This is a genomic window from Hymenobacter rubidus, assembly GCF_016734815.1.
Classification (GTDB): Bacteria; Bacteroidota; Bacteroidia; order Cytophagales; family Hymenobacteraceae; genus Hymenobacter; species Hymenobacter rubidus.
Genome location: NZ_JAERQF010000018.1, coordinates 42,036 through 58,798, shown reverse-complemented (window position 1 = coordinate 58,798; position 16,763 = coordinate 42,036). Strand labels below are relative to the sequence as shown.

The following is a 16,763-nucleotide window of genomic DNA, read 5'->3' as shown; positions in this document are numbered from 1 at the left end:
GGCCATGGCAACGTAGAAGCAGGTGCGGCACCCAGAGTTGCCTACAACCAGCGCCGCGCTACTTGGCTGCGACGGGCTTCTGGGCGAAGGCAGCAGCGGCGGCGTTTAGCTGGTTGGTTGTCGGGGTAGTGCGGCCGTCGTCAATCAGCACGCGGTAGCGGAACGTCACCGATTCGCCTTTTTTCAGTTGCAGATTTTTCGCCGATTTGCCGTTGGTAAATATCTTCTCGCCCAGCGGGTTGGCGGCAAATAAGCCGTAGCCGCGGGCGTGCCAGAAGGTGGGGTAGTTCGGGTTTTTGGGGTGGTCGATGATGGTAACGCTGACGGAGTCGGCGCCCATTTTGCCGTAGGCTTTGCACCAGGTGCCGCGGGTGCTCCAGGCGTCGTTGCCGCGCTTGCCGGCGCTGGTGAGGTAGGTACCGTTGGCCACGTGGTCGGTGCCGGCTTTTACCACCGTCACGAGGCCTTTGCTGTCGGTAAATTTCTGGTCCTGGTCGGCGGGGATTTGCAGCGCGTGGGCCAGGCGCAGGCCCAGCAGGCCGTCTTTGGCGTCGGTGAAGGTGACTTCCCGCGCCGCGGTGAGGGTCGTCACCCGGTCGATGGTATGGGCCCGGCCGGTGCCGCTGAACTCGAAGCGGGTGGTTTCTTCCAGCAGTACCTCGTTTTGCTGGTTGGTCCAGTTGGCGTGGTAGGCCAGCACGCCGGTGGGGCCGCTGGTCGTGGTCAGAATCTTATCGGTTTTTATCCAGCCGTAGGTGGCTTTTTTCTCCTTGGCAATGGCGTAGGAGTTGTTCCAGAAATCCAGCCCGTTCACGTTTTCAAAGTTGAACCACAGGCCGAGGTGGTGCGGGTGGTCGGTGGGGTCGCCGGGCTGCGGGTTCAGCGGGAAGCCGCGCGTGACCACGGTGCCGTTGGCGGCGTGCAACGGGTAGAGCACGGGCTTTTCCAGCGAATCGGGATACAGGAAGCTGGTGAATAACTCCTTGCCTACATACACATCAATCTTCTTGGCTTTGGCGTCTTTGGTCACGCGTACCGGCTCGGCTTTCTGGGCCTGCGCATCGGGAAAGCCAGCCAGCGCAAGCAGCAGCACGCCGCCGGGGAGAGCAAATTTCTTCATCGGGAAAGGCTGAAAACGGGTTAATATTTGAACACCTTGCCGCCCACCATCACCTCCTGCGTCTGCTCGTCGAAGGTGGCTTTCATGCCCGAATGCACGGCCGCGTTGGTCATAATGGTGGCAATGGAATGGCTGTAGCCGGCCTCCACGGGCGCGTGGGGCTGCTGGCGGCTACGCACGCACTCCATCCAGTTGCGGACGTGGTTCGAGGTCAGCTTGTCGCCGCCGGTATTGGCCGAGGCGATAACCGGCTCCACAGCCGACAAGCTCGACTCGGGCAGCAAAAACGGCTGGATGTGCATGTCGTCGGCAAACTTCTTGGTAAGCCCGCCGCGCGGCGATACCGTGTTGGTGTTCAAATTCAACTCGCCGCCGTTGGAATAGTAGATTTCGGCCGGGTGCTCGTCGCCGTTGTCCATCCGTGAGCCGAAGGTGACCTGGAAGCCGTTGCTGGGGTCGTTCTGGGGGCCGTAGTCGAACACCGCCGTGAGGGTGTCCCAGTTTTTGCGGCCGTCTTTCCACATGTAGATGCCGCCGTTGGCCACCACGCTGCGCGGATGCTGCAGGCCCGTAAACCAGTGCACGGTGTCAATCTGGTGGCTCATCCACTGGCCCGGCAGGCCCGAGGAATAGGGCCAGAACAGGCGGAACTCCAGGTATTTGCGGGCGTCGAAGGCGTCGGCGGGACGGTTCATCAGGAAGCGTTTCCAGTCGGTATCGGCTTCTTTCAGCTGGGGCACCAGGTCGGGGCGGCGCCAGCGGCCGGGCTGGTTCACGTTCCAGGTCAGCTCCACCATTTTGATGTCGCCGAATTTGCCCGATTTGATGTAGGCATCGGCCGCGTGGTAGTTGGCCCCGCTGCGCCGCTGCGAGCCAATCTGCACAATCTGCTTCGAGGCTTTGATGGCTTTCAGCGCCGCTCGGTTGTCCTCCATCGTTTCGGCGAAGGGCTTTTCGCAGTACACGTCGCAGCCCGCTTTCACGGCCTCGATGGCGTGCAGGGCGTGCTGGAAGTCGGCGGTGCTCACAAAAACCGCGTCCACGGCTTTCTTGTCGTACATCTCCTCGTTGTTGCGGTAGGCCGTCACGTCGTGGCCCAGCTTCTCTTTCCAGGTGGCCGCGCCTTCTTCGCGCCGCTTTTTCCAGATGTCGGACACGCCCACCACGTCGAAATTCAGCTCCTTGTAATGGTTCAGGAAGCTGGGAATGTGCGAGCTGCGGTGGCGGTCCGAAAAGCCGACCACGCCCACGCGCACCCGGTCGTTGGCCCCCACAATGCGCCGGTAGCTGCTAGCCGACCACGCCATAGAGGGTGCGAGCAGCACCCCGGCGCTGGCCAGCGCCGTTTGCTTGAGGAACAGGCGGCGGGGATTAGGTTCTTCGTGCGACATGGGAATTCTGGTTGGAGTATGAGGATGGTTGGTTAGGGCCTGCTCAAAGGCAGTCATGCAGAGCGCAGCGAAGCATCTTTACCTCGGAAGTAAATCAGATTACCGCTGCGGTAAAGATGCTTCGCTGCGCTCTGCATGACCGCCAGTGTATAGAGAATTACTACTTGAGCGTCTTGATTTTAATGCTACGAAACGACACCCGGTTGCCGTGGTCCTGCAGGAGAATGTGCCCCTGCGGCGCCAGCCCGAAATTCGGCCACACATTGTACTTGCTGATGGCCACCAGCGCCTGAAATTCCTTCGAGCCGCGGGTGTATTCCAGCACTTTGCTGCCGTTGAGGTAGTGCTCCACGCGGTTGTCGGGGTACACCACCACGCGGCCCACGTTCCATTCGCCGATGGGGTGGATGAAGCGCGGGTTTTTATCGGCCCGAATCAGGTCGTAGAGCGAGGCCAGGGTCCGGTCGCCGTCGCGGCCCAGCTTGGCATCGGGGTGCAGGGCATCGTCGAGCACCTGGTACTCCAGGCCGATGGCCGAGCCCTCGGTTTTTTCGTCCAGCGTCACGAAGTATTTCACGCCGCTGTTGGCCCCCGGCGTCAGCTTGAACTCAAACGACAGGTCGAAGGCCTTGAACTCCTCGTTGGTCACGATGTCGCCGCCGTTGGCCGCCTCCTTGCCCTCCGAAGGCTGCACCGTCATCGTGCCGTCGCCCACTTCCCAGCCCCTGGCCGGAAAGGCCGGGCCCCTGGCGCTGCGCCAGCCGGCCGAGGTTTTGCCATCGAACAGCAGCCGCCAGCCGTGCGCCTTTTCATACGCATTCAGGTAGTTGGGTACGAAGTTCACCACGTAGATATCGGCCGGAAATGCGCTGGGCTTCAGGTCGGTGGTATTGATGCGGATGTTCTTGAAGTACACCTTCTTGCCTTCCTGCTCCTTGGTCGTCACCGCGTGCACTTGCAGGCCGATGAAGCCTTTGGGGTCCACGGGGTCCACCACGTAGGCAATGGGCGTGTTGTTCAGCCAGGTCTTCATCTCATTGCCAATGCACTCCACTTTGACGTGGTTGTACTGGCCGATTTTAAACACCGATTTGGCCTGCGGGTGCAAATCGAGCGGGTACAACCACTGCCGCCGCGCCTCGTCGTAGATGCCGCCCGACCAGCTTCGTTCCGACGGGTCAATCTCGACCTGCCGGCCGTACACCTTGCCCGCGTGGCCCTCCGTATTGAAATGGCTGCGCGTCTGAATGCCCGAGTTGCTGGTCGGGCTGTCAATCAGCACGTCCAGCTCCAGCACGAAGTCGCCGTATTCCTTCTCGGTGACTAGAAACGTGTTGCCCGAGTTTAGCACCGTCGTGCCCACAATGACGCCGTTTTCTACCTTGTAGTCGGCCGTGCCCGCTACGCGCTTCCACCCGTTCAGGCTTTTGCCATCGAACAGATTCTGCCAGGAACCCGCCGCTTGGGCCAGGGCAGGGCTATTACAAACCATCGCCGCCACGATTCCGGTGGCCAGGGCGATGCGTTTTTTCAAGGGGCTAAGCATGCGGAAAGATAAGAAAACATTCGAACGGGGGTGGTGCAAGGCAGCGGCGCCGGTTGCCCCGCCACCCAGCGCCTTTGATACCTTGAACGCACTCCCCAAAGCAAAACAGATATGTAGCTTTAAGGAAAAAGCAAACGGAGGTGGTCTAGCCGAGTTTTGCCTCGGCGTACGTGCCCAGCCGGGTGGCGCTGGTGCTGGCGCGGGGGGAGGTAATGGCACGAATAATTAGGAGGCCAAGTATTTATATAGTATAATTGCTATGTAAATACCCGCTTCTTTTATGAAACACAGATACTTCCTCCGCAGCCTCTTGCTCGTCGTTGGTCACGCGGCTTCGGCCCAAACCTCGCTCACGTTTAGTCCGCTGAATGCACTTCCCAGCGGCGGGCGCTACGGCATGGCTTACTGCCAGGATGCCTCGGCCTTTTACATGGCGGGTGGCGGCAGTCCGGCTTCCTCGTTTAATCAGGACGTTTATCGCTACGAGCCAACGCTTGATGTTTGGACACCGGGTCTGGCTGTCAGTTTTCTGGCGTCGCAGCGTTGGGCCACCATGGTGCCGGCCACTAATGGCAGCGGCCAAGCCTTGCTCTACATATTGAGCGGGGCCACGAGCACCCTTGGCACCCCCGTGTCCAACATGCAAACCGTATTGACGAGCAGCGGCAGCATCGGCCCCTCGTACACCAACCCGGTACCGGCGGTGAGTGCGGCCGCTGCGGTTTGGGGCAACATCATTTACACCTACGGCGGCCAGCTGGCCAGCGGCAGCTACACCAACCAGCTACGGTCCTACAACGCGGCCACCGACACGTGGGCCACGCTGGCACCCATGCCGGAAGCCAAAGTGGTGTATGGCGGCGCGGCTGTCAACGGCAAGGTTTACGCTATTGGCGGCTACAATGGCGTCATCAACTCGGCCCGCGTCGATGCCTATGACATTGCCTCCAACACCTGGCAGGCCGTGGGCACGTTGCCCACCACTGTCTCCAACCAAGCAGTGACGGTGCAGGGCGAATGGCTGTGGCTGGTGGGAGATTTCAACAACCAAAGCTACCTGGCGGCCTATAATACCCGCACCGGCCAGCTGCGCACCTTCACTTCGAACCTGCCGCCGCGCCGTAATGCTGCTGCGGCCGTTCGCAACAGCCAACTTTACGTGTGGGGCGGCAACACGGCCTCGGCCAACTCCTCCACGCTGGCCGATATGTGGGTAGCCAATGTGGGGGCCGTGCTGGCTACCGCTGTCGCGCCGGCCGCGCCGGTGTTGCAAGCCTACCCCAACCCGAGCACTACGGGAGTTAGCACGCTCGACTTTTCCAGTGAAATACGCACGGTTGAAGTGCTCGATGTAATGGGCCGACAGGTGATGACGCAAAATGTAACGGCCGGTACAACCAGCCTGCAGCTCGATTTACAGGCCAAGCCCGCAGGTATCTACTTGGTGCGAGCCTACACCGTGCAAGGAAATTCTGCTACCTGCCGGCTTGTACGCGAGTAGCTGGTGTGCTACTTCCCCAGCTCCAGTACCACGGCGGTTTTGGCGGGCAGCTGCAGCGTCGCAAGGTTGCTCAGGCTTTCGCCCGTCAGCGCATTGCGGGCCTTTGTAAAACCAGTCATGCGCTCCGAAAACCGGGCGGTAGGCAGCGCGGCGGGCTTGTCGGTGGTGTTAGAGGCCACCATCACGGTGCCGGTGGCATCGTAGCGGAAATACACGTAGAGGCCGTTTTCGGGCAGGTATTGCATCAGCTTGCCATCGTGCAGCACCTTTTGGTCGCGGCGGTAGGTAGCGAGTTTTTTCACGAAGTCGAAGGCCTCGTTTTCCTTGGCCGAGCGGCCGGCGGCGTTGAACTTGTTCTCCTTGTCGCCGGGCCAGCCGCCGGGGAAATCCTTGCGCACCTCGGCATCGGTGGGGTCTTTGAAGTTCTTCATGAGGATTTCGGTGCCGTAATACATGCTCGGGATGCCGCGCGTGGTGAGCAGCCAGGTCAGGCCCATTTTGTAGCGGTCGAAGTCGTCGCCGATGACGGACAGGTACCGGTCGTGGTCAAAGTTGTCGAGGAAGGTGACGAGCTTGGTGGGGTCCTGGTACACCACGTCCTGGGCCAGGGACTGGTAGAAGCGGTGCGGGCCGCCGTCGAAGCCGGTGGTGGCGGGCGTGCCCACTTCCTTCAAGGCGGCCAGCATGGCGCCTTCGAGCACGAAATCGAGTCCGCCGGGCTGATTCGACTTAAAAGGAAAGTCGATTTTGTTGCGGGTGTAGTAGGCCTGGTCTACCACATTGGTCACCGCCGACTCGCCGAAAATGTGAATACGCGGGTACTCGGCCAGCAGCGCCGCGTTGCAGCGGTTCATAAACGGCTGGTCGTTATACAGGTAGGTATCGATGCGGTAGGCATCGATGCCGAAGTTTTCCACGTTCCAGATGGCGTTTTCAATCAGGTAGTTGGCCACGTAGGGGTTCTGCTGATTGAGGTCGGGCAGGAAGGGCACAAACCAGCCGTCGAGGGTGACTTTGCGGTCGCTCTGCGCGGCGTGCGGGTCGGTGATGGGCTGGTACTTGTAGCTGGTGTTGGTGTAGGTGGACCACTGGTGCAGCCAGCTTTTCATGGGCAGGTCCTGCAAAATCCAGTGCGTGTTGCCCACGTGGTTGTACACGGCATCCTGCACCACCTTCAGACCGGCGGCGTGGGCCTGCTGCACGTAGCTTTTGTAGCCCGCGTTGCCACCGAAGCGCCGGTCAATCTGATACTGGTCCGTGAAGCCAAAACCGTGGTAGGAGGCCCGCATGGTGCCGCCCTCGTTGGTGAGCGGCTGGTCGTTTTCCGTCACCGGGGTTAGCCACACGGCCGTCGCGCCCAGGTCTTTGATGTAGGGAAAATGCTGCGCCACGCCGGCCAAATCGCCGCCGTGGCGCAGGAATGGGTTGGTGCGGTCCATGCTCGGGTCGCGCATGTCGGCAAACTTGTCGTTGCTCGGGTCGCCATTGGCAAAGCGGTCCACCATGGCCACGTAGATGAAGTCGGCGGCCGTCACGCCCTGAGCCTTGGGCGAGTTGTCGCGGGCTTTTAATTCCCAGGTTTGCGTCACGGTCTGACTGCCTTTTTTGCCCACCAGCGGCACCCGGCCGGGCTTGGCCGTTGGGGAGATGGTAAGGTCCAAAAAGGCGTAGTTGGGGTTCTCGACCGTGCTACTTTTCACGAGTTTCACCCCGGGGTAGCTGACCGTGTAGGCCAGCGTGCCCGCGCCCGGCCCATGCAACAGCAGCTGCACGTTGGGGTTTTTCATGCCCACCCACCAATTGGTGGGGTTCACGCGGTCGATGCTGGTGGTTTGGGCGTCGGCCAGTACCGGCATTAGCAGGCAGAAAACGGACAGCAGAAATTCTTTTTTCATGGCAGGCAAGTGGCTGGGTGGGATACCGGAACGTGAAAGCCCCGCCTCCTTATGAGGAGATGGGGCTTCAAAGGTAGGGGCCACTTTCGATGCGGCCGATGGCGCTAAATGTTGTTCCGGTGCCGGCTTATTCGAGTACCACACGGCGCAGCACGGCCCCGCCTTGCGCATACTGCACGCGCAGCAGGTACACCCCCGGTGGCAGGGAGGCCGTGTTCAGGCTCATGTCCGGTTGGGCCACGGCCTGCGCTAGCACGGGCCGGCCCAGGGCGTCGAGCAGTTCCACCCGCTGCGGGCGGGCAGCGGCCTCCAGGGCCAGGTGCAATACGCCGCGGGCCGGCACGGGCCAGGCGGCGGTGGCCGGCGTGGCGGGCTGGGCGCGCACGCTCAGCACGTTGGCGTCGAGCAGGCGCACCAAGCCGTTGATGGACTGGGTGCCCACCTGCGAAAAATAGCCGGCGGCCAGAATGGCGCCGTTGGGCTGAATAAGCAAGCGGTTCACATTGCCACTGTAGCCGGGTGTACCTACAGGGCCGCTGGCGGGATTGTAGCTGGGGTCAGCAGCACCGGTAGGCAGCAGGCGCAGGGTGCCTTCCGGATTGGGATTGAAACTGCTGCTACTAGATGACAACTGCCCGCCGAGTAGCACCCGGCCATTGGGCTGCACGGCAATGGCAACTGCCGTTGGCGCGCTCCCCGGCAGCACGGCCTGAAACGTGGGGTCGGGTTGGCCATCGGCCAGGTACCGCGTCAGGCTACGGAAAAAAATTGCCGCGCCCGGCGCATCGCGGCCTTGACTGCTAAGGTAGAGCCGGCCCGCGCCATCCTGGGCCAGCGTCAACCCGACATCGGCAATTAGATTGGGCATTGGAAAGCTCGTATCCAAGGCTCCATTGGGCAGCAGCCGCCACATGGGAGCATTAGAAGCCGGGCCACTGGAAATATTGCCGGCCAGCACCAGCTTGCCACTGGGTTGCAGCAGCATGTGCGAGATGCTGATGGAGTTCAAGGCAGTAGACTGAAAGCCGGTATCTTCCTGGCCGGTAAGGGCCTGCAGCTGGGTAAGCGTCAGGTACGCCGGGGTGCTGCCGCGCTGAATAATGAGGGTACCGCTAATAATGACCTCGCCCGTGGAGCGCACGAGCAAGCGCCGTACCTCTGACGACTCATTTGCCGTATTGGCCGCGAGGGCGGGTACAAAGGCGGCGTCGAGAGCGCCGGTGGGCAGCACCCGGCCCAGGCCGGGCAGGGCCACGCCGCTCAGGAAGTCGAAGCTGCCGCCCACCACCACCTGGCCATCGGTCTGCAAAGCGAGGGTGTTCACCACGCCATCGGTCGTGGCCGAAAAAGAAGGGTCGACCAGGCCATTGGCTTGCAGCCGGGCCAGGTTGCGCACGGCCACGCCGTTGATTTCCGAAAAGTCGCCGCCCAGCACAATTTTGCCATCGGGCTGTAGGGCAAGGTCGTTCACGATGCCCAGGTCCTGAATCAGGGGCGCAAATGTGGCATCGTAGCTGCCATCGGCATTGAGCACCGCCAAGCCTACGGGCAGAAACGTGGCCAGGGGCGGAAAGCGCGGGAGAGCAGAACTGGTGCGGCCGGCTGCTACCAGCAATTGGCCAGTGGCCAGCAACTGCACCGAACCAGGGTATACCGTGGGGCGGTTGATTTGGCCGGTAAGCGCCCCGGCGTTGTTGAAGGCAGGGTCGAGCGTGCCGGTGGGCAGGAAGCGGAGCAGCCTTCCCAGAAAAGCCCCGTTGTAAAACGCGTTGGCCGTAGCCACCAGAAACCGGCCATCGGGCTGCACCACCGGCGGCAGCACGTAGCCGGGCATAAAGAACAACGACGGGCCGACGTATTGAAAACCTGAATCAACCGCCCCGTTCGCCAGCAGCCGCCGGACGGATGGATAAGAGGGGAGCCCGCCGTCGCATAGCAGCAACAGCTTGCCATCGGGCTGCACCGCCACGCTACGGCCGCTCACATCGGTGGGCACGGCCGCCGTGAAGCTGGTATCGAGCGCGCCGCTGGGCCACAGTCGGGCCACGGCCTGTTGGGGCTGCCCGTCCACCGCATCGAAGTTGCCCGTTGCCAGCACCTTGCCGTCGGGCTGCAAGGCAATGGATTTGGGGTAGGTGCCAATGCCATTGATACTAAACACCGGGGCCTGAAAGCCGAGGTCGCGACTGCCATCGGCATTGAGGCGAATCAGTACCGGGCCAGTTTGCCCAGCGTTGGGGGTGAAAAAGCCTAGTAGCAGCAGCTTGCCATCGGGCTGCGGTACCACCTGTTGCAGCGTCATGGAGTTGGTGAACTGCGCGTTGAAGGACGCATCGGGCGTGCCGTCGGCGTTGAGCCGTAGCAGCGTTTGCCGCGTCACGCTGCCCAGCGTCAGCGTTTCGGAAGAGCCCACCGTACCAAAGCTGCGGTCATCAAAGAGCAGCAGCTTGCCGTCGGGCAATAAGGCCAGGTGGTCGACTGGCCCTTGTAAACCGGCCACGTTGGCCTGAAACCCGGTATCAAGCTGGGTGCCGTTGGGCATCAACCGCACCAGCGTCCCGGTAGCTTGCTGCAGCACCCGCTTAAAGGTGCCTAGCAGCAGCGTTTTGCCATCGGGCTGGCGCACCGCTTGCACCACCCCGCCGGGCCGGTAAATCCCTGTGTTAATGAACGACGGGTCAACGTTCGGGCCTTGTGCGTAAGCCGGCCGGCAAAACAGGAGCCCCAGAATCAGCAGCGTAATAAATACTCTCATGCAGACGGTAGTAAAAGCGGGAAATCAACAGGCTCCAAAACGCTTATTTTGAACGCCTAATCTTCCTGCAAAAACTACTCCAAGCCCAATCGTATGGCTCAGCCGCGCTTGCGGCCCTGAGCCAGCATGGCCACGATTTCGCCCAGGCGGCGGGTGCGGGTTTCGGGCTTTTTGGCGCCCTTGAGCCAGTTGATGTACTCGCGCTGGTGGGTGTAGGCCAGCTTGGCGAAGTAGGCAGCGGCTTTGGGGTTGGTGGCCAGCTGCTCGGCCAGGTCGGCGGGGGCTTCCATTTTGCGCTCGGTCACGTCGCGGCTCAGGGTCACGCGCACCGTGTCACCCACGGTTTTGTCGATGGCTTTGCGGATTTGCTTGAGGATGAGCAGGGCGTGGTGGCCATCGCCGAGCGGCGTGATGCTGCCCTGGTACGGGTAGCCGTCGAAAGTAGCCTGGATGGGGACCCGGCCGCGCGTGCCGTACACCTCGGGCACCGAAAAAGGCACCACGACGAACACCCCGCCGTCCCCATCACCGGCTTCTAAAACGGCTTCAAATTCGTGTTCAGGCTGCATATGGCTGTTGGTTTCTGGTGCTGCTTAGTCATAATTCAGAACAAGAACGTCATGCAGAGCGCAGCGAAGCATCTCGCGTGCCATAGTAATCTTTGATTGAGTTACTACCACATGCGAGATGCTTCGCTGCGCTCTGCATGACGTACTTCTGTATTGTTGTGCAAAAAAAGCTAGTAAAGCGCGACTTCGCCCAGCACGCGTTGCACGGTGTCTTCGTCGTCGGCGGCCACTACGCGGGTTTTTCCGGTGGTGTCCGGGTAGAGTAGGTGCAGGCGCCGCCGGATGGCCTCGTCGGGCACCAGAATGACGTGGGCGCGGCGCAGGGTCATGCGCTCCACTTCCTGCAGCCAGCCGCGCTCGGCGGGAACGGTGAAGTCGGCCACCAGACTGGCCACGTACAGCACCAGCGGCATGCGCGAACTGTTGCGGATTTCCTGCGCCGCCAGCCAGGCCGGCCAGTTGGGCGCATAAATCACCCCAAATTCGGACCGGGACTGGGCCAACTGCGCCGCCCGGCGGGCGTACTGAATCATCCGAAAATTCAGCCCATCTAACTTAGGTTGCACCACGACCGGGGCCGGTGTAGCAACGGCAGCAGCCACCGTTGCGGCCGGTTGCGCTGGTGCAGGAGCGGAAATAACAGCGGGCGAAACAGGAACAGCTGTCGGCAGCACATCGGGCACGATGTCGTCTTCGGGGGCAAACATGTCGTTTGCTTCGGCGGGACCTATTTCTTCCGTGGGCTCATCAAGCAGCTCGGGATGCTGAATAGTAGCCAGTTCGGTTGCGCTAGCGTCGTGGGTGTCGGCAGTGGCCGGCGGCTCAGTGGCGGGCGGCGGACTGGCGGTCGGTTCACTGGCAGGAAGCTCAACGGCGCCAACTGGTGAAGCCGTTTCCTGCTCGCTCAGTGGCGGCGCAGCTGGCTCCTGCGCTGGCGGCGTGGTTGGCGTTTGCGCTCCCTTCAGACTGACATGGACTATAGCGGGGACCGGCGGCGGGGCGGGGTAAACAACGGGCGCCGGATAAGAGCTGAGCGCACCCGCGCCTACGTAGGGTTCGGCCGGTGCCTGCCAGTGGTAATCGGGCGCGGTGGGCTCGGCGCCTGCGGGCCATTGGTTGTGGCCGAGCAGTGCTGGCGGCGGCAACTCCCAGCGCTGGGGCGGGGGCACCGGTGCGCCTTCGAGGGGAAGCGTAGCTCCGTCGGCTGGCAGCGGGGCGCGGCTGGTTTCCAGCTCCGACAAGCCAATCATGCTGGACCGGGGCGCTGCGCCAAGGTGTTTCGCTGCCGACGGAGGAAGCGTGGCGGCCGGCAATAGGCGCACGCCGGGCTGGTCGGGGGCATCCGGTGCAACAGGGCTGGTGGCTGCCGCGTGCGCATCGTTAGGAGCCGAAGTTGGCTCGTCGCGCGGAGATGCTTCGGCCGGCGTTTCGGGGGTGGGCAGGTGCGGGTAGAAGGCCAGTACCGGATGCTGTTCGGCCAATTGGTACACCAGCGAGCGGGTAGGAGGCAGGGCGGCCCCGCCGAGTACGGCCACGCCAGGGTCGGCGTCATCCCAGGCTAGCAGCAGTACGGAAAACTCGGGCGAGGTCATGGCAGGGGAATGGAAAGGGCAAAACGGGCCGATGAACGGGCACACCCGGCGCCTTCGGCCAATTAACTCCCAATGCTACGCCAGCCGGGCCATATGTTCATCGAAAATTTCGCGAGGGACTGGGCTAAAAAAGTAACTTGCGTACTTAACCTTCGATTAACCGGCCTCTCTGGCCTTTTTTGGCTCGCTTCCTTAGCGCTTTTGCCTTCCGCTCAGCAAAAATTTATGGATAATACAATTCAGGAAAATAACTATATGGTGAACGACCTGGCGGCCCAAAGCCACCAGGAGCAATTTCCCGGCGAGGTGCTGCGCGTCGAAGAGCTGGGCGACAGTCGCTTCCTCTTCGTGTGCCAGAACGGTGTGCGGCTCTTATTGCACGTCCTCTCCGATAAAATCCTCCGCTTCCGCTACCTCACCGACGGCCCGCTGAACCCCGATTTCTCCTACGCCGTGCCGGCCGACGCTACTACGCGCATGGCCCCGGCGCTGGTGGAATTCCGCGAGAAGCCCGACCATTACCGCCTCACCACGGCCCGGCTTATCTGCATTATTCAGAAGGAAAACCTGAAGGCCCGCGTGTTGGACCGCTCCGGCACCATCCTGAGCGACGACGAAAAGGGCTTCCACTGGGAGTACGACTACGACACCGGCAACGACATCGTGAAGATGAGCAAGCAGGTGCCCGCCGGCGTGCACTACTACGGCCTCGGCGACAAGCCCGACAACATGAACCTGCGCGGCAAGCGCTTCACCAACTGGGGCTCCGATACCTACGGCTACGTGAAGGGCTCCGACCCGCTGTATAAGAACATCCCGTTCTACCACGTGCTGCACCAGAAAATCGGGCACGGCATCTTCTTCGACAACACCTTCAAGGCCAGCTTCGACTTCGCGGCCGAGCGCGCCGACGTGACCAGCTTCTGGGCCCAGGGCGGCGAGCTGAACTACTACTTTATCTACGGCCCCACCCTGATGGAGGTGACCCAGGAATACACCCTGCTCACCTGCCCGCCCGAGCTGCCGCCGCTCTGGACGCTGGGCTACCACCAGTGCAAGTGGAGCTACTTCCCGGAGAGCAACGTGAAGGAAATTGCCAGCGGCCTGCGCGACCGCCAGATTCCCTGCGACGCGCTTTACCTCGACATCGACTACATGGAGGGCTACCGCTGCTTCACCTGGAGCAAGTCGCACTTCCCCGAGCCCAAGCGCATGGTGCAGGAGCTGGCCGCCGACGGCTTCAAAACCATCGTCATAATCGACCCCGGCATCAAGATTGACCCCGAATATTCGGTGTACAAGGAGGGCGTGGCCAACGACTACTTCTGCCGCCGCGCCGACGGCCCGCTGATGAAAGGCTCCGTGTGGCCCGGCCTCTGCAACTTCCCCGATTTCACCGCGCCGCGGGTGCGCGAGTGGTGGGCCGGGCTGTTTCAGGAATTGATTCAGGACATCGGCGTGAAGGGCGTGTGGAACGACATGAACGAGCCGGCGGTATTCGAAAAAGGCACTTTCCCGCCCGATGTGCGCTTCGAGTACGACGGCCACTGGGCCTCGCACCAGAAGGCCCACAACATCTACGGCATGCAGATGGCCCGCGCCACCAACGACGGCGTGAAGAAGTTCAGCTACCCCAACCGGCCCTTCACCATCACGCGCAGCACCTACAGCGGCGGCCAGCGCTACTCCTCGGGCTGGACCGGCGACAACATCGCCAGCTGGGAGCACCTCTGGCTGGCCAACATCCAGTGCCAGCGCCTGAGCATCTCGGGCTTCAGCTTCATCGGCTCCGATATCGGCGGCTTCATCGACACGCCCACCGGCGAGCTCTACGCCCGCTGGATTGCCCTGGGGGCCTTCCACCCGTTCTTCCGCACCCACTCATCCGGCGACCACGGCGACCAGGAGCCCTGGAGCTTCGGCGACGAGGTGACCGATTTGGCCCGCTCCTTCATCGAGTTGCGCTACCGCCTGCTGCCCTACGTGTACACCGCCTTCTGGCAGTACGCCACTAAGGGCACGCCCATGCTGCGCCCGCTCACCTTCCTCGACCAGAACGACACCGAAACCTACCTGCGCATGGCCGAATTCGGCCTCGGCGACCACCTGCTTGTCTGCCCCATCACCACGCCCGGCGCCGATGGCCGCTGGATGTACCTGCCCCGCGGCGATTGGTTCTACTACTGGACCGACACGCCCCAGGCCGGCGGCAGCGAAGTCTGGGCCGCCGCCGACCTCACCCGCATTCCGCTCTTCATCAAGGCCGGCGCGGTGGTGCCCATGCAGCCGGTGATGCAGTACGTGGGCGAAACCCCCGTCACCGAGCTCACCCTGCACGTGTACTACAAAAACGGCACCGCCGAGAGCGTCCTCTACGACGACGGCGGCGAAGGCTACGCCTACTTCGAAGGCCACAAAACCGTGCGCCGCTTCACCGTCACCGGCTCCGCCGAGGGCCTCGTACTCACCCAGGCCATCGAAGGCGACTACGCGCCCAGCTACGCCACCTACCGCGTGGTGCTGCACGGTGTGGCCGGCGCCCTCGCCGCGCAAGCCGACGGCCAAGCTGCTAACGTGACGGATGCCACGCTGGAAACGGGCCTCACCCTGCCCAGCCTCGTGGTGCCCGTCGGCTTCGGCGAGGTGCGCGTGAACGTGGTGGCGAGTGGGGCGGGGGAAAAGGAATAGAACTGAATCCTAATTATGGTGCCGCTGATGAGAATAACCTCTTGCCTTTGGGTTACTGCCGCCCTTGTCATTGCATCAATGCTGCTAGTTGGATGCACAGGAAGTAATGATGAGCTCTTGGAAAAGATGCGCCAGCAAATGGAACCTGTGCGTACCATGACTCATGGTTATCGGGTGCTTAATTTAAGTGACCTGACTGACTTTGAATGGGATTCAGTTTATTTCTTTAGAGGCGGTTCAGTACCAGATAATGCCGAAATCAACAGTAAAATAGGGTTCGAATGGTATGAAGGGGCGGTGCCAGACGGATTCAGGAGGTTGCTTTTTGTCCGTGGCCGGGAAGTAGTGTCATACACTGATTTTATACCTTGGAATGAACAGCCAATGCCTATTTGGATGTTTGGATGTAGAGGAGACAGAGGCTGGGGTATCAGTCGAAACGATGCTCGTTTCGCCGTCTTTCGTAATTGCTCTTCAGGTGCTTCTGATATTGGAACCTACTACATGGTTCCGCTTAGATGTGTGGATAATTTTCAAGCTCTTATTGAACAGGGGTGCACAGTAAAGACTCTTAAAATATTAAATGGCCCTCATCTGTATGATTCAACTGGAAGAGTGTTTCCTGTTGCGGAAGATTCAACAGGCAAGCTAGTACCTATAAAACACTGAATTCTAACAGCCATAGTTAAACCAAAACAGGGTACCTCACGGGGTGCCCTGTTTCGTTCCCGCCCACCCGGCCGCTGCGCCAGGGGCGGCCCCGGGGCGGCGGGCGGGGCGGGCGTGTCCGTCACCACGCAGGGTGCTGGCGGGCGTCGGTGCTGACATACACGGGGCATTCCCCGCTGTACAGAAGCTCGGTGTGGAGGAGTTGGCGACTGTGGCCTCGGGCGGCTTCGGCGTCTTACTGGTCAGCGAGGAGGGCAGAAACCCAAGAGCTTGGCACAATAAAGAGCTTCGACCAACGATGATATGACTGGCTGTCTTTTCCCCGGCTGCGCTTTTGATGTTTGGTATTGGACGGATGCTGCCAGGCGTACTGCTTGGAATGTTGAGTCTGCCCGGCTGGGCGCAGGAGGTCGTCCAGGCTGACTCGCCACCGCGCTATCGATGGTATGTCGGGCTCCACGCCGGTTTTCAAGCTTTCCGCACCACTTCAGTCTATACGGCCCAGGAGGGCATTATCAGGCCAGGGTATGGGTATTGGGGCTATCAGTTCACGCCGCATGTGGCCGTGCAGGCGGGGTTTCAGCAGCGCCATCAGCAGCAACAGACGGATTTAACCAGCATTGGCCAGAATGGCCAGCTGATTGAGTACATCGAGCGTCGGCAGTATTTCAATGCAGCAGTCCCGGTGCTACTTCGCTTTCGGCTAGCTCGTCGGCCCACACACCGGCTGCATCTGGATGCGCTGCTGGGCCCTACGTTGTTGCTCCACCGCTTCCATCAGGAGTCGTATTCCCTCTCCAACCAGGCGCAGAATCAGTTTCAGCAGGATTTGCAGGCCGCCAACTGGTACCTCACCGGCGGCCTGGGGCTGGGTTTCAACCTGACGCCGCACCTGGAGCTGGCCGCCGACCTCACCAACAACTGGTACTTGAACCCCCGCGAAGATTACCGCTGGGTAGTGCAGCCTGGGGCCGGCATCGGGCTGCGCTACGCCTTCAACCTGAAAAAAGAAGGTTAAAAACAACGGCCACCCAATG

At 61.4% G+C, this 16,763-nt stretch carries 11 protein-coding genes; 4 read left to right on the top strand and 7 right to left on the bottom strand.

The window, feature by feature from the left end; genetic code table 11:
* Positions 1-58: 58 nt before the first annotated feature.
* The 3 genes from JKL48_RS13375 to JKL48_RS13365 all read right to left on the bottom strand — a co-directional run bounded on the left by JKL48_RS13375 (position 59) and on the right by JKL48_RS13365 (position 4,045).
* Positions 59-1,120 carry a DUF6807 domain-containing protein gene (locus JKL48_RS13375; RefSeq protein WP_201983256.1) on the bottom strand — a complete coding sequence of 354 codons (1,062 nt, stop codon included), beginning with the start codon at positions 1,118-1,120 and terminating at the stop codon, positions 59-61.
* 20 nt (positions 1,121-1,140) lie between these two features.
* Positions 1,141-2,511, bottom strand: coding sequence for a Gfo/Idh/MocA family protein (locus JKL48_RS13370; RefSeq protein WP_201983253.1), 1,371 nt, complete (start codon positions 2,509-2,511; stop codon positions 1,141-1,143).
* Between the two features lie 160 nt (positions 2,512-2,671).
* Positions 2,672-4,045 (bottom strand): 3-keto-disaccharide hydrolase, encoded by a 1,374-nt coding sequence (locus JKL48_RS13365; protein ID WP_317191937.1) that lies wholly within the window; start codon positions 4,043-4,045, stop codon positions 2,672-2,674.
* A gap of 292 nt (positions 4,046-4,337) precedes the next feature.
* Here JKL48_RS13365 and JKL48_RS13360 point away from each other — a divergent pair, with 292 nt between their 5' ends.
* Positions 4,338-5,558, top strand: coding sequence for a T9SS type A sorting domain-containing protein (locus tag JKL48_RS13360; RefSeq protein ID WP_201983247.1), 1,221 nt, complete (start codon positions 4,338-4,340; stop codon positions 5,556-5,558).
* Between the two features lie 8 nt (positions 5,559-5,566).
* Here JKL48_RS13360 and JKL48_RS13355 read toward each other — a convergent pair whose 3' ends face one another.
* From JKL48_RS13355 to JKL48_RS13340, 4 genes are all read right to left on the bottom strand, one after another.
* A complete protein-coding gene (locus tag JKL48_RS13355) occupies positions 5,567-7,453 on the bottom strand; it encodes an alpha-amylase family glycosyl hydrolase (RefSeq protein ID WP_201983244.1) in 1,887 nt (628 codons plus the stop codon).
* A 127-nt stretch (positions 7,454-7,580) separates the two neighbouring features.
* Positions 7,581-10,208 (bottom strand): T9SS type A sorting domain-containing protein, encoded by a 2,628-nt coding sequence (locus tag JKL48_RS13350; RefSeq protein ID WP_201983242.1) that lies wholly within the window; start codon positions 10,206-10,208, stop codon positions 7,581-7,583.
* A gap of 98 nt (positions 10,209-10,306) precedes the next feature.
* Entirely contained in the window at positions 10,307-10,777 is a 471-nt protein-coding gene (locus tag JKL48_RS13345; protein ID WP_201983240.1) for a YdeI/OmpD-associated family protein, read from the bottom strand.
* A 170-nt stretch (positions 10,778-10,947) separates the two neighbouring features.
* Positions 10,948-12,369, bottom strand: coding sequence for a glycosyltransferase family 4 protein (locus JKL48_RS13340; protein ID WP_201983238.1), 1,422 nt, complete (start codon positions 12,367-12,369; stop codon positions 10,948-10,950).
* Between the two features lie 225 nt (positions 12,370-12,594).
* Between JKL48_RS13340 and JKL48_RS13335 the strand changes: the two genes are divergently transcribed.
* The 3 genes from JKL48_RS13335 to JKL48_RS13325 all read left to right on the top strand — a co-directional run bounded on the left by JKL48_RS13335 (position 12,595) and on the right by JKL48_RS13325 (position 16,744).
* A complete protein-coding gene (locus tag JKL48_RS13335) occupies positions 12,595-15,057 on the top strand; it encodes a glycoside hydrolase family 31 protein (protein WP_201983237.1) in 2,463 nt (820 codons plus the stop codon).
* 15 nt (positions 15,058-15,072) lie between these two features.
* Positions 15,073-15,726, top strand: a complete 654-nt coding sequence (locus tag JKL48_RS13330) for a hypothetical protein (RefSeq protein WP_201983234.1) — start codon at positions 15,073-15,075, stop codon at positions 15,724-15,726.
* Between the two features lie 379 nt (positions 15,727-16,105).
* Positions 16,106-16,744: an outer membrane beta-barrel protein gene (locus JKL48_RS13325; RefSeq protein WP_201983232.1), complete on the top strand. Its 639-nt coding sequence runs from the start codon at positions 16,106-16,108 to the stop codon at positions 16,742-16,744.
* Positions 16,745-16,763: the final 19 nt, after the last annotated feature.